This window comes from Aeromonas sp. WP2-W18-CRE-05, assembly GCF_014168615.1.
Taxonomy (GTDB): Bacteria; Pseudomonadota; Gammaproteobacteria; order Enterobacterales; family Aeromonadaceae; genus Aeromonas; species Aeromonas caviae.
Genome location: NZ_AP021917.1, coordinates 1954608 through 1979773, shown reverse-complemented (window position 1 = coordinate 1979773; position 25166 = coordinate 1954608). Strand labels below are relative to the sequence as shown.

Annotated in this window: 13 protein-coding genes; 2 read left to right on the top strand and 11 right to left on the bottom strand. The window is 58.9% G+C overall.

The window, feature by feature from the left end:
• Positions 1-264: 264 nt before the first annotated feature.
• Positions 265-2637 (bottom strand): phosphoenolpyruvate synthase, encoded by a 2373-nt coding sequence (gene ppsA / locus H7R73_RS09405; protein ID WP_048207926.1) that lies wholly within the window; start codon positions 2635-2637, stop codon positions 265-267.
• 307 nt (positions 2638-2944) lie between these two features.
• On the opposite strand from ppsA, the gene ppsR reads away from it, so the two are divergent.
• On the top strand, positions 2945-3757 hold the full coding sequence (gene ppsR, locus H7R73_RS09400; protein ID WP_010675153.1) for a posphoenolpyruvate synthetase regulatory kinase/phosphorylase PpsR: 813 nt from the start codon (positions 2945-2947) through the stop codon (positions 3755-3757).
• Positions 3758-3886: 129 nt separating this feature from the next.
• Here ppsR and H7R73_RS09395 read toward each other — a convergent pair whose 3' ends face one another.
• Entirely contained in the window at positions 3887-4162 is a 276-nt protein-coding gene (locus tag H7R73_RS09395) for a hypothetical protein (RefSeq protein WP_103260335.1), read from the bottom strand.
• Between the two features lie 356 nt (positions 4163-4518).
• Between H7R73_RS09395 and H7R73_RS09390 the strand changes: the two genes are divergently transcribed.
• Positions 4519-5895, top strand: coding sequence for an amino acid permease (locus H7R73_RS09390; protein WP_010675155.1), 1377 nt, complete (start codon positions 4519-4521; stop codon positions 5893-5895).
• Between the two features lie 162 nt (positions 5896-6057).
• Here H7R73_RS09390 and H7R73_RS09385 read toward each other — a convergent pair whose 3' ends face one another.
• The 9 genes from H7R73_RS09385 to H7R73_RS09345 all read right to left on the bottom strand — a co-directional run bounded on the left by H7R73_RS09385 (position 6058) and on the right by H7R73_RS09345 (position 24744).
• Positions 6058-6759, bottom strand: coding sequence for an SIMPL domain-containing protein (locus H7R73_RS09385; RefSeq protein WP_010675156.1), 702 nt, complete (start codon positions 6757-6759; stop codon positions 6058-6060).
• A 54-nt stretch (positions 6760-6813) separates the two neighbouring features.
• The gene (locus H7R73_RS09380; RefSeq protein WP_103260336.1) at positions 6814-7371 is read right to left on the bottom strand and encodes a hypothetical protein; all 558 of its coding nucleotides are present in this window, start codon (positions 7369-7371) and stop codon (positions 6814-6816) included.
• Between the two features lie 86 nt (positions 7372-7457).
• Positions 7458-15455 carry a retention module-containing protein gene (locus H7R73_RS09375; protein ID WP_182951677.1) on the bottom strand — a complete coding sequence of 2666 codons (7998 nt, stop codon included), beginning with the start codon at positions 15453-15455 and terminating at the stop codon, positions 7458-7460.
• Between the two features lie 267 nt (positions 15456-15722).
• Positions 15723-17648, bottom strand: a complete 1926-nt coding sequence (locus H7R73_RS09370) for an EAL domain-containing protein (RefSeq protein ID WP_103242943.1) — start codon at positions 17646-17648, stop codon at positions 15723-15725.
• Positions 17649-17651: 3 nt separating this feature from the next.
• Positions 17652-18395: a transglutaminase-like cysteine peptidase gene (locus H7R73_RS09365; RefSeq protein WP_411431564.1), complete on the bottom strand. Its 744-nt coding sequence runs from the start codon at positions 18393-18395 to the stop codon at positions 17652-17654.
• A gap of 114 nt (positions 18396-18509) precedes the next feature.
• Entirely contained in the window at positions 18510-19841 is a 1332-nt protein-coding gene (locus H7R73_RS09360) for a TolC family outer membrane protein (protein WP_010675164.1), read from the bottom strand.
• 35 nt (positions 19842-19876) lie between these two features.
• Positions 19877-21292 carry an HlyD family type I secretion periplasmic adaptor subunit gene (locus H7R73_RS09355; RefSeq protein ID WP_010675165.1) on the bottom strand — a complete coding sequence of 472 codons (1416 nt, stop codon included), beginning with the start codon at positions 21290-21292 and terminating at the stop codon, positions 19877-19879.
• Complete coding sequence (locus H7R73_RS09350) at positions 21285-23429, bottom strand: type I secretion system permease/ATPase (protein WP_039040368.1); 2145 nt, start codon at positions 23427-23429, stop codon at positions 21285-21287. Before H7R73_RS09350 ends, H7R73_RS09355 begins: the two co-directional genes overlap by 8 nt.
• A gap of 370 nt (positions 23430-23799) precedes the next feature.
• A complete protein-coding gene (locus H7R73_RS09345) occupies positions 23800-24744 on the bottom strand; it encodes a TIGR01212 family radical SAM protein (RefSeq protein ID WP_182951676.1) in 945 nt (314 codons plus the stop codon).
• Positions 24745-25166: the final 422 nt, after the last annotated feature.

The window sequence follows — 25166 nt, the reverse complement described above, 5'->3', positions numbered from 1 at the left end:
TTGCTAGCCTGCCTGCGGCTCGGGCTCATGGCCACGCACGGCCTCCCCCGACGCCCTATCGACATCCCGGCCCTCAGATTGGCCTATAGTTCGGCGAGGTTGTGGATCGTAACAGCATGATCTGGCACGCCATTTTTGCGCAGGAGAAGGCAGGCATCGGACAACATAGACATGCACCGCATGCCGGCATGAAAACGGCGCCCTCTCGGACGCCGTGTCTTTTATCACAGTGCAGCACTATCGCCACACAGGCACAAAAGCGGCTCAGCCGGCCTTGTGCTGCTCGGCCAGATAGAGCCAGGTGTCGACCACGGTATCGGGGTTGAGCGACACGGAATCGATCCCCTGCTCGACCAGCCAGGCGGCGAAGTCCGGGTGATCGGACGGCCCCTGGCCGCAGATCCCCACGTACTTGCCCGCCTTGCGGGCGGCGGCGATGGCCATGGCCAGCAGCGCCTTGACCGCTTCGTTGCGCTCGTCGAACAGGTGGGCGATGAGCCCGGAGTCCCGATCCAGCCCCAGGGTCAACTGGGTCATGTCATTGGAGCCGATGGAGAAGCCGTCGAAGTGCTCGAGGAACTTGTCCGCCAGCAGCGCATTGGAGGGCAGCTCGCACATCATGATGACTTTCAGGCCGCGCTCGCCACGGCGCAAGCCGTTCTCAGCCAGTATCTCCACCACCTGCTCCGCCTCACCCAGGGTACGCACGAAGGGGATCATCACCTCGACGTTGGTCAGCCCCATGACATCCCGTACCCGTTTCATCGCCTCGCACTCGAGGGCGAAGCAGGGGCGGAAACTGTCGGCGATGTAGCGCGACGCGCCACGGAAACCGATCATGGGGTTCTCTTCATGGGGTTCGTAACCACGGCCCCCCACCAGGTTGGCGTACTCATTGGACTTGAAGTCCGACATCCGCACGATGACCCGCTCAGGCCAGAAGGCGGCCGCCAGGGTGGCGATCCCTTCCGTCAGCTTGGCTACGTAGAACTCCCGTGGGCTCTCGTAGCCCGCGATCATCCTGGTGATGGTGGCCTGGAGTTCCGGGGTCTGCTGATCGAACTCCAGCAGCGCCTTGGGGTGGACCCCGATCATGCGGTTGATGATGAACTCGAGGCGGGCCAGGCCCACGCCGGCATTCGGCAACTGGGCAAAATCGAAGGCTCTGTCCGGATTGCCGACGTTCATCATGATCTTGATGGGCAGGCGCGGCATGTTGCCCACCTCGGTCACCGCCACGTCAAAGTCGAGCTCGCCGTCATAGATGAAGCCGGTGTCCCCTTCCGCACAGGAGACGGTGATGAGCTGACCATCCTGGATGTGGTCGGTGGCGTTGCCGCAACCCACCACTGCCGGAATGCCAAGCTCCCGGGCGATGATGGCGGCGTGACAGGTGCGCCCACCCCGGTTGGTGACGATGGCGGAAGCGCGCTTCATGATGGGCTCCCAATCCGGATCCGTCATGTCGGTGACCAGCACATCGCCAGGCTGCACTTCATCCATCTGACTGATGGAGGAGATGACACGGGCCGGACCCGCGCCAATCTTGTGGCCGATGGCGCGCCCCTCGATCAGCACCTTGCCGGTTTGCTTGAGGGCAAAGCGCTCGAGGGTATTGGCTTCCTGGCGGCTACGCACGGTTTCCGGACGGGCTTGAACGATGTAGAGCTTGCCATCCTGACCATCCTTGGCCCACTCGATGTCCATCGGGCGACCGTAGTGCTGCTCGATGATGAGGGCCTGCTTTGCCAGGGCCATCACTTCCTCGTCCGTGATGCAGAAGCGGTTGCGCTCGGCATCGGTGGTGTCGACCACCTTCACCTGACGGCCATGACCGGCATCCCCGGAGTAGGTCATCTTGATGAGCTTGGAACCCAGCGTCTTGCGCACCACGGCAGGGCGCCCGGCCTTGAGGGTCGGCTTGTGCACATAGAACTCGTCCGGGTTGACGGCCCCCTGCACCACCATCTCGCCCAAACCCTGGGCGCCGGTGATGAAGACCACGTCGTTGAAGCCGGATTCGGTGTCCAGAGTAAACATGACGCCGGAGGCAGCGAGATCCGAGCGCACCATGCGCTGCACCCCGGCAGAGAGAGCGACCCCCTTGTGGTCATAGCCCTGATGGACCCGGTAGGAGATGGCGCGATCGTTGAACAGAGAGGCAAACACATGCTTGATGGCAGTCATGACGGCATCGATACCGCGCACGTTGAGGAAGGTCTCCTGCTGACCGGCAAACGACGCATCCGGCATGTCTTCCGCAGTGGCGGAGGAGCGCACGGCAAAGGATGCCTCGAGCCCCGCGCTCAGCTTGTCATAGGCCTCGCGCACCGCCTGCTCCAGAGCAGGCTGGAAGGGCGCTTCCACCACCCAGTCGCGGATCTGCTGACCGGCCCGGTTGAGGGCGGCGATGTCATCCACATCCAGACTGTCGAGCAAGTCATGGATCTTGCCGTTGAGGCCGCTTAACTCCAGAAACTCGTTAAACGCAAAGGCCGTGGTCGCAAACCCGCCCGGCACGGACACGCCGGCCCCCGAGAGGTTGCTGATCATCTCGCCAAGGGATGCATTCTTGCCGCCGACGCGTTCAACGTCCTGCATACCGAGCTGTTCGTACCAGAGTACGTACTGTTGCATTTGCATGTCTCCAGGTTGGGGGGCCAGGGTGACAATTCACCTGCTGTGCCAAGTCGTGTGTTTTTGTTAGTGTCTGTTGCCAACGACCATGAAAACGTTTTCTATTTATTGTCAAAAAAATCCCCGAGCAAGAGTTGGGGATGGTCGTTTGACACAGGCATTCTACAATAGCGACACAAAAAGGTAACGACTCAGGTTTGCAAGCGAGTTCACAACTTGGGCATGGCAGATCTGTTGACAAAAACGATATGGTTTCGAGAGATACTTATTTCTCGCCGCCCCCTGGAGCGCACCACAGGAGTCCGCAGTGCACACCGTATTCTATGTATCCGACGGCACCGCCATCACCGCCGAAGTCTTCGGCCACGCCGTGTTGAGCCAGTTTCCCCTGGCCTTCGAGCAGGTCACTATCCCCTTTGTCGAGACCCAGGAGAAAGCGCGCCAGGTACGGGCACGCATTGACGAGCAGTTTCGCCAGACCGGGGTGCGCCCCATTCTGTTTCACACCATCGTCGACCCCATGGTGCGTGAAGAGGTGCTCAAGGCCCAGGCCAGCAGCCACGATTTTCTCAACACCTTCGTGAGCCCTCTCGAACAGGAGCTCGGTATCAAGGCCGAACCCAGGTTGCATCGCACCCATGGCATGGAAAACCGCAAGCTTTACGACGATCGCATCGAAGCGGTCAACTTTGCGCTGGCCAACGACGATGGCATCACCACCAGGGAGTATGACGAGGCAGACATCATCCTCATCGGGGTCTCCCGTTGCGGCAAGACACCGACCAGCCTCTATCTGGCACTGCAATTTGGCATTCGCGCCGCCAACTATCCCTTTATCGAGCAGGACATGGGATCGCTTGAGCTGCCCGCCGCCCTCAAGGCCAATCGCCACAAATTGTTCGGCCTCACCATCATGCCGCAGCGGCTGCACGAGATCCGCAACCAGCGCCGCGCCAACAGCCGCTACTCCTCGCTTGATCAATGCAAACAGGAGCTGGCCAGCGTCGAGAGGCTGTTCCGCCAGGAGGCGATCCGCTTCCTCGATACCAGCTCCCACTCGGTCGAGGAGATCAGCGCCAAGATCCTGGAAGCAACCGGCCTTCGCCGCCAGCTCTGCTAACCTGCAAGGCTGTGACAGCACAACGCACCATGAAATAGATGAGTGGCAAGATAACGAAACAGAAGAACAGGATGAAAAAATGATGCCAGTATCATCGCTGGCATCCTATCACTCGCGGGGCAAGCAGGCTCAGGGCTTGTTGAGCTCCTTGTTGTTCATCAATATGCCGTGAAAATGGATGAGTCCCCTGCCCTTGCGGACTCGCTCGCTCAGCCAGCAGGCTGGCACCAGCCCCATCCCGGCAGCAAGGATGAGCACCATGGCGATGTGGTTTACCAGATAATCCGCTCCCAACCAGCCCCAGACAACAAGGCTGCTCATCGCCATCGTCAGCAACATGGGGGATAGCCAGATCCCGAGCCAGAGCACGGCCATCACCAGGCCACCGACTATACGCTCCATCATATGAGTCCCTTTTTATCAAAGGGCAACAAGGCCATGAAAACCGGACTGAGTCAATAGATTAAAATCCATTCGAACGCAAAACCAGCAATCACTCTCAAAACCCCTTTCCAGATCATGAAAAACCTGCATGGCGCACAAAATAGCAGCCAATGATGAGGAAAACAGGTGCATGAACGGTCGATTATCACTATTCTGCTCGGGTTGGTAGCCGCTACAAAAAACAGCCAGCGGCAAACCGTAACGATATAAATACGGATTTCGTCACGTTTTCGGCACAAGATGCCGCGCCAGGCAGAGGACGTGCTGTGGCTGACGGGACGCGAGCCGAGTGATTTCAGCGACGTAAGGAAGGAAGAATGGATCTTCAACAACACGGCGAGGAGCTCAAGCGCGGTCTGAAAAACCGCCATATCCAGCTCATCGCACTGGGCGGTGCCATCGGTACCGGCCTGTTCCTCGGCATTGCCGACACCATCAAGATGGCGGGCCCTGCGGTGCTGCTGGGTTATGCCATCGGCGGCTTCATCGCCTTCCTCATCATGCGCCAGCTGGGCGAGATGGTGGTGGAAGAGCCGGTTGCCGGCTCATTCAGCCATTTTGCCTACAAGTACTGGGGTGACTTCGCCGGCTTCGCCTCCGGCTGGAACTACTGGGTGCTCTATGTGCTGGTGAGCATGGCCGAGCTGACGGCAGTCGGCATCTATGTCCAGTACTGGTGGCCCGAGATCCCGACCTGGATGTCGGCGGCCTTCTTCTTCGTGCTGATCAACGCCATCAACCTCTCCAACGTCAAGGCGTTCGGCGAGATGGAGTTCTGGTTCGCCATCATCAAGGTGGTCGCCATTCTCGGCATGATCGGATTCGGCGGCTGGATGCTGTTCTCCGGCAGCGGCGGCCCCGAGGCCACGGTCAGCAACCTCTGGGCCCAGGGTGGCTTCTTCCCCAACGGCGTCGGCGGGCTGGTGATGGCAATGGCCTTCATCATGTTCTCCTTCGGCGGTCTGGAGCTGGTCGGCATCACGGCAGCGGAAGCGGACAATCCCGAGAAGAGCATCCCAAAGGCCACCAACCAGGTGATCTACCGCATCCTCATCTTCTACATCGGTGCCCTCACCGTACTGCTCTCCCTCTATCCCTGGGGCAAGGTAGTGGAAGGCGGCAGCCCGTTCGTGATGATCTTCCATGCGCTCGACAGCAACCTGGTAGCCAATGTACTTAACCTGGTGGTGCTGACCGCCGCGCTGTCGGTGTACAACAGCTGCGTCTACTGCAACAGCCGCATGCTGTTTGGCCTGGCCAAGCAGGGCAACGGCCCCAAGGCCCTGCTCAAGACCAACAAGAGCGGCGTGCCCCTGACCGCCATCACCATCTCGGCCGCGGCCACCCTGCTGTGCGTGCTCATCAACTATTTGATCCCGGGCAAGGCCTTTGGTCTGCTGATGTCTCTGGTGGTCTCCGCCCTGGTCATCAACTGGGCCATGATCAGCCTGGCACACCTCAAGTTCCGCAAGGTGAAGGCTGCAGAAGGGGTCACCACCAAGTTCAAGGCACTGTGGAGCCCGTTTGGCAACTACCTCTGCCTCGCCTTCATGGCCGCCATCCTGGTGATCATGTACATGAACGACGGCACCCGCATCTCGGTCGAGCTGATCCCGGCCTGGGTCCTGGTACTCGGTATCGGCTATCTGCTCAAACAGAAGAGCCAACGCAAGCTGGCGACCAACCTGGGCTAGGCATCGAGCCTCCTCCAACAAAAATGCCGGTCACTGACCGGCATTTTTTTATTCCATTCCCGTTTCACCTGACCCAGTTCGCGGCTCGCTTGTCCTGCCAGCCCCTGCAATGACAAACCCGAGGGGTTGCCTCGGGTTTGAGTGATGGACAAAGGGGCTGTGTTATTCCAGCAGGAAGACGGCTTCTACATTGTCAGTGATGCTGATCTGCTGCTGTTGATAGCTGTTTTCCATCATGTCGGCGGCAGGGGCTGCCGCAGCCTTCATGGCACGGGTATAGACCGGCATGGGAGAACTGTTGCGGTATTCAACGCTATACACTTTGCCAAGCTTCATGCCGAAAGCCTTGGCCAGGGATTCCGCCTTGCTCGTGGCATCAGCGACAGCACCAAGCCGGGCCTGCTCCTTGATGACCTGTGGTGACTTCAGGCCGTACTCTATCTGGGTCACGGACTCCAGACCCGCCTTGAGGGCGGTATCCATCAACTGGCTGAGTTTGTCGAGTTGATAGAGTTTGACGGCCAGTTGGCGCTGGGCACGGTAACCCACCATTTCAGGCTGCTTGTTCTGGGGATACTGATACTCGGGGGAGATCACCAGGTTGCCCGCCTCGACGTCGCTGCGCTTGATGCCCAGGCTCTCCAGCTGGCCAAAGAAGGCAGCTACCTTGGTATCTACCTGCTGTTTGGCCTTGATGCCCTGCTTCTCCAGTGCCGTGACGGCGACATTGAGCGTCAGCATGTCTGGTTCAGCCTTCTGCTCCGCATAGCCACTGACGACCAGATGGGGGGCTTGAGGAACCTCGATGGCAAGCAACGGAGCACTGACAACCAGCGCGGACAGGGTAAGAAGGGGACGCCACATAAAAAAACCTCCATCATTTAGATGGAGGTCATTATGCATGTCGTCGATTGGGATTCATATATCGTGTGTCGGCGGGATCTGGTCCAGCACCTGATTGGTCATGTCGATATTGATGCTGATCTCCCCTCCTCCTGAGTTGCCATGGCTTGTCATCACGGGAGCAGGCGCCTGGCTGCCAAACAGCGACTCATCCTCAAAGTGGAACGAATCCCACGACAGAACATGACCTTGTGATGGCAGATTCGGCTCGGACGTCGTCACGATGGCCAACGCACCCCAGTCAAGCTCCTCACCGTGGCTTAGCAGCCCCTGCAAGGAGGTATCGCTCAGACTTTGCAACGAATACTCCTGCTGCCCCCACTCATGGCCGACCAGCACCATCATGTGGGGCAGGGGCGCATCCTCTGCTGGCGTGAAGCTGATACGAGAAGCGGCAAAGTCCACATTGAGCAACCCCGCCACCTCACCATCTTCGCTCTCCAGCTCCAGACCGTTGAGCGTGTCACCCGTCATCGTGGCCTGATAGCCAAAGCGGCCGGTGCAGACGATATTGTCCTGCCCGTTCCAGCTGTAGCGAATGCCGTCGATGTCGACCCAGTTGAATGACTGCATGGTGACCCTCTCCTGATACTGCAGCTATCTTATCTGCCCACTCCGTCAAATAACAGGGGCCGGGCACACCGGCCCCCATACCCGGCTTACGGATCGACCTTGAGGTTGCCCTGATCCAGCAGATCCTGAATGATCTGCAGATTGGATTTACCGGCCGTCAGATCCACGTTGTCAAAGAGGATGGTATGAGTCGTGGTGCCACTTCCCGCTCCATCGAGATCAATGGTCAGGGTCGACTTGCCACTGCCCGGACCAGAAGCAAAGGTAAGGTAGTGATCCAGTGTGCTCGCATCGGCATGCTCACCACTGAGCAGTTCACTCAGGTCCAGGACATCTCCATTGGCCCCCGTGGTGAAGTCTTTGATGGTATCCGTGCCTCCTGCATCACCTGCCATCCATTTGAAGGTATCCTTGCCAGCCCCACCAGTCAGGGTATCACTGCCGGTACCCCCAATCAGCAGGTCGTCGCCCCCACCACCACTCAAGATGTCGTTACCTGCCAGTCCGCTCAGGACGTTGGCATTGCCATCGCCGGTCAGGCTGTCGTTGAACATGGACCCTACCAGGTTTTCCATGTTGCTCAGGCTGTCTGTCCCTGCCCCTCCGGTATTCTGATTGGCGCCATTGACTGTGACCGTGACCCCAGAAGCGCTGTCGAAGTAACTGGCCGTATCATTGCCGTTGCCGCCGTTCAGGGTATCGTTGCCAGCACCACCAATCAGGAGATCATTGCCTTCACCGCCATTCAAGGTGTCGTTGCCGAGCCCCCCAAGCAGGATGTCGTTCCCGGCATTGCCGTTGAGCGTATCGTTTCCAGACCCCCCGATCAGGATCTCGTCGAGATAGCTCCCGGTGAGTGTCGAACCGCTCTGCACATCCACATACACCTTGGCCGTATCTGTGGTCGTGCTATTGGTGTAGTTGAACGAACCCTCGTAAGAGCTGGGGGTAGCATTGCCGGAAGTATCGTCAAATGTTACCGAGCCTGCATTGTCTGTGACGGTCCCTCCAACAGCTCCCGAGACGCCCGTGATCATCTGGGTCGCAGCCAGAGGCCCGGTGTCATTGGCAAGCAGGGCCCAATCCGGAATGGTCGCCGGGTCCTGGTTGGTGATGATAAAGTCATCACGAACCACGGTAGGACCGACCGCCGGGTTGATAACGATGGACAAGGTGCTGGACGCAGTATCCCCATCGTTGTCTATCACACTGTAACCCACGACCTGGTTTATCCCCCCGACCGGAATGGATGACGGCGGGGTATAGGTGTAGGCGCCGTTGTCCATATCCACCTTGAGGATGCCGCCTGCAAGTGTAATGGTCCATTCATTGGTCGCTGTATTGAAGGTCCCGACTGATGTTCCTCCCGAAACGCCGGCGGAGTCCGTCTTCTGGTTGTAGGTATAAGTCACTCCCCCCACGGTAATGGCATTGAGCCAGCCACCATCGGCCCCGGCACTCGCCGCTACACCGTTGATAAGTTGTCCTGCCAGGGGCGGAGCTACCACGGTGCTCAAAAGGGTCGCGGTCAGTTGGCTGAAGTCAGTCACCACCACTGCGGTGGTATTTGCCGGGCTGGCACCACTGACCCCGTTGTAGGCAATAGGATCCAGTGCAGACTGGGTCGCTCCCGAGCCCATCCCGAGCGCGTACGAATTGATGTTGTTCGCCGTCAGGAAATCGGCCCAGTCCTTGGTTTCACCGCTCAGTGTCGTGCCGTCACCATCGATCCCGTTCCCACCGCCAAGCGAGTTGTTGCCATCAGGAACTGTGGCGGGGGTACCGCTCAACGAGCTGGCATTTGGCAGACCATCCGACATGAAGTAAGAGACATTTTGCGCATTAGCGAGTTTACCTGTATCGCCAAAGGCTTTGATTGCCTCGTTCAGTGCATCATCGTAGTTGGTCGAGTCCGTGGGGGTAAGGCCAAGGATGATGGCCTTGGCTACATCGATCGAAACCCACACCCCGGTCGGATTGGCGGCTGAAGTGGAGAAGGTCACGATATTGACCATGACGCTGCCGTAGGCGCTGTATTTGTCCAGCAGCTCCAACGCGGACTTCTGCATCACCTGCATCCGAGTCATGCCTTGATAGCCCGATGGGTCACCCATACTGCCGGAGATATCGAGGATCAACATCAGATTCGTGTTCTGCACCTGAGTCGCCTGGCCTGCATTGGTAACAGCATTGGCAATGGGGGCATCATCGCTGATCACAACCTGCAGGTTACCCGTGCCACTGTCGCCACTGGCATCCGTAGCCGACACGACGAAACTCGGACCATTCGCTGTATCACTGTTGCCCTGAACGTTGTGAGTCAGCACATTGTCTTTGAGCGTGTAGGTATAGTTCACCGTGTAGACACCGGCTGTGGGGCCGCTGACACCGGTTACCGTCAGCATTCCTTCCGTATTGTTGATCAAGGTCTGACTGCCGCCACTGGTCAAATTGTAAGCCTGCCCACCGATGGTCAAGGTAGTCAGATTTTCACCTTGGGTGTTGATGGTGAAGCTGCCATTGAATATCTCCGAATTACCACTGGCAGCGGTCCCCTCAGGCAGTCCCTCCTCATCAACCGTCGCATTGCCGATGGTCAATACAGGAACACGGGTATCCTGAGCAATATTGATGGTCAGTGTTGCCGGATCCGTATCACCATCGCCATCTTTGAGCGTGTAGGTAAATACCTCCGAGGCCCCCACGGGAACCGATGCCGCCGTGAGCATATAACTGTATTCGCCATCCAGCCCCATGGTCAGCGTCCCATACAGCCCGGTCACGGTGAATCCACCGGCAGGATTACTGTCTGAATTGCCGTTCGAGCTCACGACCTGGCTGATTGCCGCACCATCAGCCCCCATGACGTCCACCCCGGCACCGGCTGTGCCGCCGATGGTACCCGCCCCGGTAATGACATTACCCGTCACCGGAGTGAACACACCTTCAGTAGCACTGTCAGCATCATCGTTGGCCGTCGGCACGTCATCGACAATCTGCACGCTCAGGGTGTTCGAGGCCGAGTCCCCGTCGCTGTCCACCAGGCTCACCGCGAAGTCTTCGAACAGGCTGTTGTTGCCGTTCGCCGTCGGGTGCGCCTCGTTGTCGTTCAGGGTGTAGCTGTAGCTCACCAGCCCGGTCGCCGGGTTGTACCCGGTGATGGTCAGGGTGTTGCCCAGCGGCGTGGTCACCCCGCTCAGCGGGAAGCCCGCCACCACCCCGTTCACCACGATGTTGATGCCACCCACGCTCAGGGTCTTCACCCCGTCCGGCGCGCTGATGGTGAAGTCCCCCGTCACCGTGGTCGACTCCTTGCTGCTGTCCGACCCCGCCGATTCGTTCTCGCCGCGGGTCGCCAGCAGGTCGTCTTCGTACACCTTCACATCCCCGCCCTCGCCCTTGGGCGTCAGGTTGGTGATGGTCACCCCGTCATCGTCGTTCTTGATGGTCAGGGTCAGGGTCGCCGTGCTCACATCTCCGTCCGCATCCGTCAGGGTGTAGGTGAACACTTCGCTGCCCACCCCGCCCCCGGTCAGCGCCTTGAAGTCACCGTCGTTCGGGTTGAGGGTGTAGGTGTAGGTGCCGTTGGCATTGAGCACCAGGCTGCCGTAGGTCCCGCTCAGGGTGCCCGCGGTCACCGCCGCGCCATCCGCCCCCTGCACGTCGTTGGTGATGACGTTGCCATTGAGGACCAGGTTGTTCTCGCTCGCTACCGTCAGGTTGACGTCGCTCACCGCCGTCGGCACGTCATCGACAATCTGCACGCTCAGGGTGTTCGAGGCCGAGTCCCCGTCGCTGTCCACCAGGCTCACCGCGAAGTCTTCGAACAGGCTGTTGTTGCCGTTCGCCGTCGGGTGCGCCTCGTTGTCGTTCAGGGTGTAGCTGTAGCTCACCAGCCCGGTCGCCGGGTTGTACCCGGTGATGGTCAGGGTGTTGCCCAGCGGCGTGGTCACCCCGCTCAGCGGGAAGCCCGCCACCACCCCGTTCACCACGATGTTGATGCCACCCACGCTCAGGGTCTTCACCCCGTCCGGCGCGCTGATGGTGAAGTCCCCCGTCACCGTGGTCGACTCCTTGCTGCTGTCCGACCCCGCCGATTCGTTCTCGCCGCGGGTCGCCAGCAGGTCGTCTTCGTACACCTTCGCATCCCCGCCCTCGCCCTTGGGCGTCAGGTTGGTGATGGTCACCCCGTCATCGTCGTTCTTGATGGTCAGGGTCAGGGTCGCCGTGCTCACATCTCCGTCCGCATCCGTCAGGGTGTAGGTGAACACTTCGCTGCCCACCCCGCCCCCGGTCAGCGCCTTGAAGTCACCGTCGTTCGGGTTGAGGGTGTAGGTGTAGGTGCCGTTGGCATTGAGCACCAGGCTGCCGTAGGTCCCGCTCAGGGTACCCGCGGTCACCGCCGCGCCATCCGCCCCCTGCACGTCGTTGGTGATGACGTTGCCATTGAGGACCAGGTTGTTCTCGCTCGCCGCCGTCAGGTTGACGTCGCTCACCGCCGTCGGCACGTCATCGACAATCTGCACGCTCAGGGTGTTCGAGGCCGAGTCCCCGTCGCTGTCCACCAGGCTCACCGCGAAGTCTTCGAACAGGCTGTTGTTGCCGTTCGCCGTCGGGTGCGCCTCGTTGTCGTTCAGGGTGTAGCTGTAGCTCACCAGCCCGGTCGCCGGGTTGTACCCGGTGATGGTCAGGGTGTTGCCCAGCGGCGTGGTCACCCCGCTCAGCGGGAAGCCCGCCACCACCCCGTTCACCACGATGTTGATGCCACCCACGCTCAGGGTCTTCACCCCGTCCGGCGCGCTGATGGTGAAGTCCCCCGTCACCGTGGTCGACTCCTTGCTGCTGTCCGACCCCGCCGATTCGTTCTCGCCGCGGGTCGCCAGCAGGTCGTCTTCGTACACCTTCACATCCCCGCCCTCGCCCTTGGGCGTCAGGTTGGTGATGGTCACCCCGTCATCGTCGTTCTTGATGGTCAGGGTCAGGGTCGCCGTGCTCACGTCTCCGTCCGCATCCGTCAGGGTGTAGGTGAACACTTCGCTGCCCACCCCGCCCCCGGTCAGCGCCTTGAAGTCACCGTCGTTCGGGTTGAGGGTGTAGGTGTAGGTGCCGTTGGCATTGAGCACCAGGCTGCCGTAGGTCCCGCTCAGGGTGCCCGCGGTCACCGCCGCGCCATCCGCCCCCTGCACGTCGTTGGTGATGACGTTGCCATTGAGGACCAGGTTGTTCTCGCTCGCTACCGTCAGGTTGACGTCGCTCACCGCCGTCGGCACGTCATCGACAATCTGCACGCTCAGGGTGTTCGAGGCCGAGTCCCCGTCGCTGTCCACCAGGCTCACCGCGAAGTCTTCGAACAGGCTGTTGTTGCCGTTCGCCGTCGGGTGCGCCTCGTTGTCGTTCAGGGTGTAGCTGTAGCTCACCAGCCCGGTCGCCGGGTTGTACCCGGTGATGGTCAGGGTATTGCCCAGCGGCGTGGTCACCCCGCTCAGCGGGAAGCCCGCCACCACCCCGTTCACCACGATGTTGATGCCACCCACGCTCAGGGTCTTCACCCCGTCCGGCGCGCTGATGGTGAAGTCCCCCGTCACCGTGGTCGACTCCTTGCTGCTGTCCGACCCCGCCGATTCGTTCTCGCCGCGGGTCGCCAGCAGGTCGTCTTCGTACACCTTCGCATCCCCGCCCTCGCCCTTGGGCGTCAGGTTGGTGATGGTCACCCCGTCATCGTCGTTCTTGATGGTCAGGGTCAGGGTCGCCGTGCTCACGTCTCCGTCCGCATCCGTCAGGGTGTAGGTGAACACTTCGCTGCCCACCCCGCCCCCGGTCAGCGCCTTGAAGTCACCGTCGTTCGGGTTGAGGGTGTAGGTGTAGGTGCCGTTGGCATTGAGCACCAGGCTGCCGTAGGTCCCGCTCAGGGTGCCCGCGGTCACCGCCGCGCCATCCGCCCCCTGCACGTCGTTGGTGATGACGTTGCCATTGAGGACCAGGTTGTTCTCGCTCGCCGCCGTCAGGTTGACGTCGCTCACCGCCGTCGGCACGTCATCGACAATCTGCACGCTCAGGGTGTTCGAGGCCGAGTCCCCGTCGCTGTCCACCAGGCTCACCGCGAAGTCTTCGAACAGGCTGTTGTTGCCGTTCGCCGTCGGGTGCGCCTCGTTGTCGTTCAGGGTGTAGCTGTAGCTCACCAGCCCGGTCGCCGGGTTGTACCCGGTGATGGTCAGGGTATTGCCCAGCGGCGTGGTCACCCCGCTCAGCGGGAAGCCCGCCACCACCCCGTTCACCACGATGTTGATGCCACCCACGCTCAGGGTCTTCACCCCGTCCGGCGCGCTGATGGTGAAGTCCCCCGTCACCGTGGTCGACTCCTTGCTGCTGTCCGACCCCGCCGATTCGTTCTCGCCGCGGGTCGCCAGCAGGTCGTCCTCGTACACCTTCGCATCCCCGCCCTCGCCCTTGGGCGTCAGGTTGGTGATGGTCACCCCGTCATCGTCGTTCTTGATGGTCAGGGTCAGGGTCGCCGTGCTCACATCTCCGTCCGCATCCGTCAGGGTGTAGGTGAACACTTCGCTGCCCACCCCGCCCCCGGTCAGCGCCTTGAAGTCACCGTCGTTCGGGTTGAGGGTGTAGGTGTAGGTGCCGTTGGCATTGAGCACCAGGCTGCCGTAGGTCCCGCTCAGGGTGCCCGCGGTCACCGCCGCGCCATCCGCCCCCTGCACGTCGTTGGTGATGACGTTGCCATTGAGGACCAGGTTGTTCTCGCTCGCCGCCGTCAGGTTGACGTCGCTCACCGCCGTCGGCACGTCATCCAGCACCACGACATCCAGCCCTGCACTGGTCGTGTCGCCATCGAGGTCCGTCAACACAACGTTGAAGCTCTCCGTCAGAGCCCCATCATTTGCAGGTTTGTTATGTGTTTCGTTATCGTTCAGGGTGTAGCTGTAGGTCACGCTGCCAACCCCTGTCACCGGGTTGTAGCTGACGCCGGTCACCAGCAGTTGATTTCCCAAAGGACTGGGGATCCCCTGGGGGAAGGTGGTCAAGACCTGGCCATTGCTGATCAGCGTCACACCTCCCAGCGTCAGGCTTTGTACTCCATCTGCCGCATTGAATGTAAAAGTACTGCTCTTGGTCAAGGCTGCGCCATCGGGGGCTGAGCCATCCGGCAATGCGGCTTCATCAAGGACAAGCTCACCACCCTCGACCTGCAATCCATTCAGCGAGACAGGCTCATCTACAGGGGTGATGGTGATGGTCAGAGTGGAGTCGTTGGTATCATCCCCATCCGTTACGGTGTAATTGACCGCAGGTACAGGCCCTGTGTAGTTCAGCGCGGGGGTAAAGGTATAGGAGCCGTCGGCATTGATGATCAGCGTACCAATCCCATCCAGCGTGCTCTCAACGCCAGCAGCAATTCCCTGATTGCTGCCCCAGCTATAGGAAATGACAGACGAATCAAGGGGACCATCCGGATTGTTGCTGTTGTCGAGCACATTGCCACTGATGGCCTGATCTTCCTGGGTGACAACAGACTCATCCTGATCATCGAGCTGATTCTCGGGCAGAAGATCGTCTTCCTGCAGCACATTCTGATCGATCAACGTGTCATAGCCGGTATCGAATCCGGCCTCGGCTATGGTCGCATCTCCGATGCGATCTATGACAACAAAACCACCATTGCCACTGGCCCCAGCGACCCCGCCGATACCGCCACCACCACCGGCGGCAGGTGCCCCACCGGCAGCAGAGGCTTCGAAGTTCTTGGTCGGGTCAACCCCTTGCAGGATGGATTGTTGCAACGCCGCAATTTCTGGCGACACTTCAGGCGAGCCTTGCTGATGATTGGCAACCGATGAGGAAGATTGCCCCTCTGGAGGCATCTCTGTCCCTGCCGGAACACCATTGTCCGCTGCAGGTTTGTCATCGTAGGGAGCCAGCATCAATTTGGCATCATCAGCGATATTGAGTCTGGCGCCAGGCTGCAGTATCTCGCCAGGCTGGAGAGGGCGACTGCTGCCATCGGCAAGCAGGATCTGAACATTGCCTTCTACGGAAGAGACGACCACGGTTTTGTCGATGATTTGGGTGCGCATATCCATTGCTCCAGGGTGACAGATCTTGATGCCTACACTCTAGATACGCCCCCGTCCTGCTTCCATTGCAAAAATGTACAGGGTTGAGTCTCTTTGACTTCATCCGATGCAGCGAATCGAACGAATATTTTTTACATATAAAAATCAATTAAGTAACAGCGCGAGTTTTAGTGATATTACCTATATGTCGCGTAAAAATGATGTACATATTCTAAACAGATATAAAAAAGAGCCCTTAATGGGCCCCTTTCTATCGAGTTGTACCGCTTATGCCAGTGGAAATGCAGGGTGAACGAACCCCTGATAACCATCGATATGCAAACTGGACAACAATTCAACCTGCCGTTTATCTTCCACCCGGGTGGCGATGGTCGTGACACCCGCGTTGTGGGCAGCCCGACAGACAGCCGCCAGGAAGGAGGTATCGGCGCCTGGTTCCATGACCTGGCTGGTATACCCGTGGTCCACCTTGACATAAGCGGGGGTCAGCTCTTCCAGATAGCCGAGGGACTGGAAGTGCCGGCCATAGTGATCGACCCCCCACAAGAAGCCGTGCTCTCGCAACAGCTCAACCAGATGAGTCACATACTCTTTGTGTTTCATGATGGCCGCTTCCGGGATCTCGAACAGCAGTCGCTCCTTCAGCTCCACGTTCAGCGACAGATAGCCTCTGAGCCATGTCAGGAACTCATCCGAACAGAGAGAACCCGCCGTGATATTGACTGCCAACACCAATTCCGGTTGCTGCTTGAACAAGGGGATGCAGGCTTCCAGCACCGCCTTGTCAAACTCGGCCCCCATCTTGAACTGCTCGATCGCAGGCAAGAACTGCCCTGCGAAGTAATCCGTTCCATCTCGCGAGATGGCCGCGAACAACTCGGCATGCAGGCGGGTACCATCATCGAAGCGACATGCAGGCTGTGCCTTGAAGCGCCAGAGATGTCTGGCAATGGCATCCTGCACCAGGTCTCGCCAGGCAAGGCGTCCCATCAGTCCCTGCTCATTGCCGCCTTCCATCACGACGGCACCGCGCCGCTCATTGCGCGCTTTGCCAAGGGCGTTATCCGCCTTCGTCAGCAGGGCCGAGAGATCGTCATTGCCATCACGGCCGGCGATGCCGACGACGGACAGCGCACCGCTTTCTCCCATGGGATTGACAACCAGATCGGCGATACGGCTGTTGATGAGCTCCGCCAGCTCCTTGAGCTGAGACAGATCATCGGTGGGGCAGAGCAAGGCATACTCGGTCGCCGAGATCCGGGCCAGCGCCGCGCCATCCCAGCCATCCAGCAGTTCCCTGAGCACCTGTGCAATGGACTTGACCATGTTGTCCCTTGCAGCAAAGCCCTCTTCCCGATAGAGATCGTCCAGCATGTCGACGGCCACCAGCATGACCCCGCCCTGCCCGGCCTCCGCAATCCAGGCATTGACCTGCCCGACGAAGTAAGAGCGGTTGCCAAGCCCGGAGACGGCATCCACATAGACGCGGGCTCGCAGATTCTCGGCCTCGTCGGCCTGCTCTTTGAACTGCACGGCAAGCTTGCTGGAAAGGGTATTGATGGCCTGTACCACTTGCCGCAGCTCGCGGGTCTTGGGCTCGGGAATGGCGTGGCCGAAATGGTGCAGCTCGATTTCAACCGCCTGATCGCAAATCAGCTTGAGCGGTTTGAGCAGATAATTGAGCGCCCGCATCAGCAAGAGAGTGGTGACGAGAAAACCGACCAGGAACCAGGTGGCCAGTTCGCTCATTCCTTTCCAAAGCTCGTAGTAGGCTTGTCCAGGGTGGCCGACGACCTTCAGCTTGCCCAGTTGCAGCCAACCCGACGTCAAAATCGATTCATTGGCCACTTCAGGGAACAGATCCAGCCCAATGAACCACTGTGGGACCCCTTCGATATGGCTGCTGTTCTCCAGCTCGATGACATCCTTGGAGGCCAGCAGATCGAGACGGACCAGCTTGTAGTAACCCCCGTCGAACACCGCCTTGATCACGGATTCGGCACTGACCTTGTCGCCGTTCTCCAGATAGGGGGTCAGCGCCAGACCCAGTGCGGTGGACGTATTGATGACGGTGGTCTCCTGCTGCTGCGCCAGGTAGTTGCGGGTCGAATTGAATTGCACCCAATAGGTGGCGGCAAACAGCAATCCGAACAGCAGCAGCATGGTTGCCAATAGTTGTCTGTAGAGCGTCATAGGTTAATCATCCAAATTGACCGCAGGCCGAGCCAATCGCCCCGATGTCATGCGATTGCGTAAGTCTGTCCATAATCCCAAGCGGGATGATTGCCCGGCCAGTTCCCCTTGACCACGCGCCTTCATCAGCCACAAGTGACTACCGTTAAAACTGTAAATTGGCAACAAATCCGCCCGTTGGGTCGCCGGGCGAATTGATCCGACAAGATTGTCCAGAATCAGGGGTACTGCCGCAGGCGTCTCATAGTAGGCAACGACCATATGAAACTGGTTATAATCCAATGCCTTGACATATACCATTCGCATTTTTTCATCAGGGATGCCAAGTTCCAGCAAGGTAAAATACTTGGAAATGCTGAAGTCTTCACAATCTCCCCCCGCTGCGCCCAGAAATTCCAGCGGTGTCGCCCAATAATCCTTCTTGTGCCACAACTTGATGTCATCGATGAAACGCATCTGGTTGAAGAACTGGTTCACCTTCTCCAGCTTCTGCCGATCCGTCAGCCCCGCCGCCTTGTTCTGCATTGCCAAAGTGCGCCAGTTGGTGACCCGTTTGCCGGCCCTGGGGCCATAGGTCTCCTCCGCGCGCTTGACCAGTTTCATATCCTCCGGTGATAGAGGCTGGCTGGCGCTGAGCAGCAGGGGGATCGCCAGCAGGGCCAGCCACAGCAGGCGAACCCGCCAGGGCGCACGTGCACCTGCGACAGCTCGATACCCATCACGTCGGCTCCAGCCTGTCGATGCCACTTCTTTCTGTGTCATGACGCCGCCATCATTCCCTGAGCGCCGGACGCATAAAAGAATGACTGCAGCACGCTGCAGCCATTCCCCTTGCCTGATATGACATCAGTGGCAGGGCCATCAGTTGTTGTTGGCCTGCCATTCAGCCGGTTGCTGCACATTCAGGGCATTGAGCAGACCACCGGTGGCATTGAGGATACGATAATCCGCCAACAGGGAGTCGTACTCGGCCGTGATGTAGCTGCGGCGAGCCTCGAACAGTTCGTTCTCCGTGTTCAGCACGTCCAGCAAGGTCCGTTGGCCCAGGCCGAATTGCTTCTTGTAGGCCTGTACGGTGTCATAGCTGGCGTCCACGTGCTCTTTGAGGAAGACTTTTTGCTTGGCCAGCGACTCTTTGGCGTTCCAGGCGAGGCGGGTCCCCTCTTCCACCTGACGGAAGGCATTCATGTGAATGTCTTTGGCCTGGGAATAGAGCGCTGAGGTTGCCTTGCTTTCTGCCAGATCGGACCCACCGCGGAACAGGTTGTAACGCATCCGGACCATGGCGGTGAGATCGTCGTTACGGCCTTTGACCGCATCGATGTCCTCGTTCCAGTTCTGATCCACTTCAAAGGCTACGTTCGGGTAGAACCCGGACTTGGAGCCTTCATGCTGATACTTCGCCTCTTCGATGTCCTGCAGGGATGACAGCAGGGTCGGGTGAACCTCTGTTGCCGTCTTCAGCGCATCTTCCAGCGTTGCGGGCAGGAGTTGGGTGTTCGGTACTGGCTGAACGAGATCCTTGGGCACTTCATTGACGACACGGATGAACTCGCTCTCGGCATCCCGATAGTTGTTCTCCGCCGCCGCCTGGTTGGAGTACGCCCGAGCCACACGACCGTCGATCTGGGTCTGGTCAGCGGTCGACCCTAGACCGGAGTCGGTCCGTTTCTGGATGTCACTGCGGATCTGCTCGTGGGTTTCAAGGTTCTGCTTGGACAGCTCCAGGATCTCCTGCTGACGCAGCATGTTGAGATAGACCTCGGCCACGCGCAGGGCCGTGTTCTCCGCCTCGGAGATCATCGCCAGGCGCTGGGCCTGGGCGGCGGCATCGGTCCGTGCCACGTTGCTGCTGACATCAAAGCCGTCAAACAGCATCTGGCGAAGGCTGATCCCGGCCTCCTTGCGCGTCATGGAGTCATCGATCGTCTGTGAATTCGGACCTGCGGCACGGGTCGAGGGACTGTCAGTCTTCTCGTAACCGACGCCACCACGCAGATCAATGGTGGGGTAATAGCCGCCCTTGGCTCCATCATGCTGATACAGTCGTGCCTGATAGAGATCAAAAGCTTCCTTGATTTTCGGATGGGTAGCCAGTGACTGCGCCACTGACTGTTCCAGCGTCTGTGCCTGGCTCAGGCCCGGGAACAGTATGGTGCCACTAACCAGCATGGCAACAATCGTCTTCTTCATGGTATCTCCAGTCATGTTGTTTTTAGATTGTTGGCTTATCGTTCTCTCAGTGCCGACTGCTTAGCCCTCAAGATGGGTTTCAGCAAGTAGTCTAGGACACTTTTTTTACCAGTAATAATATCTGCACTGGCTAACATACCGGGGATGATGGGAAGTGCGTTAAGCTCATCGCCCAGATAACTCTTCTCGGTTCGTACTCGCACCAGATAGAAGGAATTGCCCTCCTCATCCTGGATTGAGTCGGCACTTATCTGTTCAACCTTGCCATGTAAACCTCCATAAATAGTGAAATCATAGGCAGTTATCTTGACCACGGCCTCCAGTCCGGGTCTGAGGAACGCGATGTCCTTGGGCGACACCTTGGCTTCAACCAGCAGGGTATCTTCCAGCGGCACTATCTCCATCAGGTCCATGCCCGGCTGAACGACCCCACCCAGCGTATTAATCTTGAGCTTCTTGATGGTCCCTTTGAGAGGCGCGATCACACTGGTACGATCGACTCTGTCCCTGAGGCCGACCTGCCCCTCTGACAACTGGCTCAACTTGCCTTGACGTTCGTTCAGCTCGGTCTGGGAGTCCGCCCGGAATTTCAGGGCGATATCATTCCGCTTCGAGATGGTCTCCCGCAGTACCGAGTTGAGTTTGGGCACCAGCAGGCGGTTCGCCTCCAGCTCCCCTTGCATTTCGTTGACCTGCCGCTCTAGTTTAATTAGCTCCACTTGAGGAACTATACCCTCTTTTGCGAGAGGACGGCTGATGTTCAGCTCCTGACGAGCCAGATCAACGCTGCGGCCCACGGTCCGGATCTTGGCATTGAGCTCTATGGTCTCCTGCTCTTTCTGCTCGATCTGCTGTCCCAGAATGTAAAGCTGGTTCTTGAGGTTGTTTAACCGCGCCTCCTGCACCGATCTTTCACGGGCGGCATATTCGGCAAAGACATTCTCGTACCCTTCGGGGAACTCGATGGCCTGTTTGTCGATGGCTACCTGTTCACGCCACCCCAGATTGGGCTCGTTCTTGACCACCACGCTGCGAATTTCGGCGCGCAGGCGGGCGATATCCCCCTTGAGGGTGACCAGCTCCTGCTCCCGTTCGCGAAAATCCGACTTGAAGCGGGTATCGTCGATGCGCAGCAGTGGCTGTCCCTTCTCGACGATGTCCCCCTCCTTGACGAAGATCTCCTTGACGATCCCCCCTTCCAGGTTCTGGATCACCTGCAACTGGCGCGACGGTATCACCTTGCCCTGGCCGACTGTCACTTCATCCAGCTCTGCCCAGGCGGCCCAGACAATGGCGCTGACAAAAAACAGGAAGCAGGCCCACAGCAGGACTCTGGCACGGGTGGGCGTCGTCAGCAGCACGGCGGCGGCGCCGTCATCCACGTACTCGAGATGTTCGGGTGCCGGCAAGACCGTATCTGAGGGCGTTTTCTTGAACCAGTGGTTAGCCATTCGCCGTCTCCTGCACCCGCACCTTGCCTTCCTTCAATTGCTGCAACACCACCTCTTTGGGACCATCCGCCACTATCTTTCCCTGCTCCACGACGATGACCCGGGAAGCGACATCCAGCATGGAGGTCTTGTGGGTGATGAGGATAAGGGTGGTTTCGGGGCCGAGCCGCGCCAGCTCCTGCTTCACGTGCATCTCTGACTGGTTGTCCATGTTGGAGGTCGGCTCGTCCATCACCAGAATGGGAGGATCGTTGAGCAGGGCGCGCGCCAGCAGGATGGACTGACGCTGGCCACCGGAGAGCTGACGTCCCCCTTCGCCTATCTGTCTGTCGAGGCCGTTGGGATCCCGGTTGGTAAAGTTGGTGACCCCGGCCCGCTTGGCGGCGCGTAAGACACGGGCATCATCCACCAGGGGATTGCCCAGCATGATATTGTCCCGCACTGAACCAAAGAAGAGGGTCACATCTTGCGGCACGCAGCCGATGTTGCGGCGAATGATGGTCGGCGGCAGTTGGTCCAGCTCAAAGCCGTCCAGACGCACCAGACCGTCAGTCGGACGGTAGAGACCCATCAGCAATTTCTCCAGCGTGGTTTTACCCGCACCGATGCGTCCGATGATGGCCACCTTCTCACCCGGCTCGATGCGCAGGTTGATGTTGTGCAGGGTGCTGCTCTCCATGCCCGGATACTTGAAGGAGACATTTTCAAACTCGATGCGCCCCTGGATGACCGGATGGTGGATGTACTGCCTGCCCTCCTCCTGCTCACCCGGCGTCATCATGATCTTCTCCAGGATCTCGAGCGCCGACTTGGCCTGGTTGTAGCGGGTGGAGAGTACCGAGAGCTGCACCATGGGGGCGATGGCCCGGCTCGACAGCATCACGGCCGCTATCATGCCCCCCATGGTCACCAACCCTTCCGAGATCTGGTAAACACCGACGATCACCAGTCCCACTGTCACCACCTGCTGGATGTAGCTCGCCAGAGAAGACATGGAGTTGGTGATGCGCCGGGTCTGTACGCCCCAGGTCGAGATGTGGGACACCGCCTGCTCCCAGCGGTGCTGGAACATGCTCTCGGCCCCGAAAATCTTCACGGTCTCAAGGCCCGAGATGCTTTCGATCAGATTGGCGTTCTTCTGGGAGGCGAGCCGGGAGCCCTCCTCGATGGATTGCTTCAGCGGTGCCTGAATGTAGAAGCTGTAGGCCACCAGGATCAGGATGGCGATGATGGGCACCACCACCATGACACCGGCGAAAATCCAGATGATGAAGAGGAAGAAGATGGCAAACGGCAGATCGATCAGGGTGGAGACGGTGGCCGACGTGAAAAACTCGCGCACCGATTCAAACTCCTGCAAGTGCTTGGCAAAGGCACCGGTCGACGCAGGCCTGGACTCCATCTTCATGCCCATCACCTTGGCAAAGATTTTGGCCGACAACAGCACGTCGGATTTCTTGCCTGCAATATCGATGAAGTAGCTGCGCAGCTGGCGCATCACGAAGTCGAAGGTGAACACCACCATGGCTCCAACCGCCAGCACCCAGAGGGAGTCGAATGCCAGGTTGGGCACAATCTTGTCATAGACGTTCATGGTGAACAGGGGGCTGGCGATGGCAAACAGGTTGATGAGGATCGAGGCCACCAGCACATCCCGATAGATACCACGGGACTCGAACAAGGTGCTCCAGAACCAGTGACCATCACGGGTCTCCAGCACTTTGGGCGAGCGCTCATCAAACTTGAACTGCCGCTTGACGTAGAACAGACGACCATTGTACTCGTCACCAAGCTGGGCAAGACTGACCCATTGGGCCGCGTCTCCGGCCTGGGGAAAGATGACCCTCGCCTGGGTCCGTTCTTCATTCCATTCAAGCAAGATGCAGGCGCCGCCATTGCGCGTCTGCAAGACGCAGGGCAGCAGCAGGGAGGAGATCTGTTCAAGGGGCTGGATCACTTCGCGGGCAGAGAGACCGCCCCGCTCGGCGGCACGACTGAAGAGCGCCGTGCTGAGACGCCCGGAGACCAGTGGCAAGCCGGTGGTGAGAGCATCCTGACTGTTGGGCACCCCGTAAAAGCGGGTCAAAAAGACCAGGCACTCCAACAGTTCATCTATATGGCTGGTTTCTGCTTGCATAGCATCCCATCAAACATGATTCAGAAGGTTGTCTCGGGGCCGAATATCCAAAGCCCGGCGGCGATCCGGAAAAACAGAACAGACCTCGCCACCCAGACCCACAACCCGATTAGCGCACAGAGCCGGGACACTGCATGTCTCGCCTCCCTTACAGATTTTCATGCCGGAAACGGAGGGGACATACCAAGCACCTGATGTTGCCAAGAAATATGCCACCCGGTTCGAAGAGACACCGCCCGGTATACAAACTGCAAAGAGTTATTGATAACTATATCTTTTTTCAACCCGACCATCTTATCAAGGTGACTTGAACGAAACTATACTCCAAAGACTGAATTTCATCTAATAACCCACTGTTTTTTTGACGAAATTAGAGTTGGCACTCGCCCGTGGGAGGGAGAGAAAAAGGGCGTCCCAGGCAGTGCCCCTGAGGGCCTGAGCGTGCCAGCTCCGCGGCAATGGCGGTCATGGCGCTCCAGCGATTCTCGCACCAGGCGGGGGCCAGCAGGGTCGGGCGGCGCGCCGACGCCGAGACCCTGTGATAGACCACCTCGGGAGGCGTGTACTGGATCATGGCGACCGCCGCCGCCACATACTGCTCCATCGTCAACACATCCAGCCGTCCCGCCTGCCACGCCTTGCCAAGAGTGCTCCCCTCCACCACATGCAGTGGGTGAAGCTTGATCCCCTCGACGCCGGTCTCCACGATACGGTGCAGGGTTTCTAGGCTGTCCATCGGCACCTCGCCGGGCAGGCCGACGATGAGGTGGGCACACACCTTGATACCCCGCAGATGGGCTCTGGTTACAGCGTCAACATAGGCGGCATAGCCGTGGCCCCGATTGATGCGTTGCAACGTCTTGTCGTTGGCGCTCTGCAGCCCGAGCTCCAGCCAAACCTCGTAGCCGCGGGCCTGATAACCTGCCAGCAGATCCAGCACCGCATCGGGTACACAATCAGGGCGAGTTCCGACGCAGAGCCCCACCATGTCGCTCACCGACAAGGCTTCTTCATACATGCGCTGAAGGTACTCCACTTCGGCATAGGTGCTGGTATAGGCCTGAAAGTAGGCCAGATAGCGCCTGGCCCGGGTCACCTCGTCCCGGCGTGCCAGCAGTTGCTGCACCACGGAGAGTTGCTGGGCCGACTCGTCGGCAAAGGAGGAGACATTGCAGAAAGTGCAGCCACCCCGGCCCAGGGTGCCGTCCCGGTTGGGGCAGGTAAAGGCCCCGTGAATGGAGAGTTTGTGGATCTTCTGGCCGTGGCGCTGCTTGAGATCCTGGCCAAATGTATTGATGAGTTCGTGTAACTGCATGACACCTCCGAAATGAGGTGTCATTCTAGCGACGCAGCCCGGCGGGCAGGCTGCGCTGGATCAATCCCGCTCCCTACCCAAAAATCATATAAATATTCACGTTAGATGTGATAAATACCCAACAGTCGGCATTCACGGTCACTTTTGACAACCTGTCACTCCTGCAACCTGGAGAAAAGTGTCATAACCTCTCGCCCATAACCGGCTGTAACTACTGAAAAAATCCTGTTTAGTCTGCTTATGGACAAATGCAAGACGCAGGATCCTGAAATGTGATCCCCGCCAAGCACACCAGAGATGACTTTGTAAAATTACTACAGTTCCCCGCCACCATGCAGTCAACCACTAAACCGTCCATAACCAGAACATAAAGCCAGCAAATAAAAAAAAAGCAGTCATAAATACACAAAAATGCTGATTGA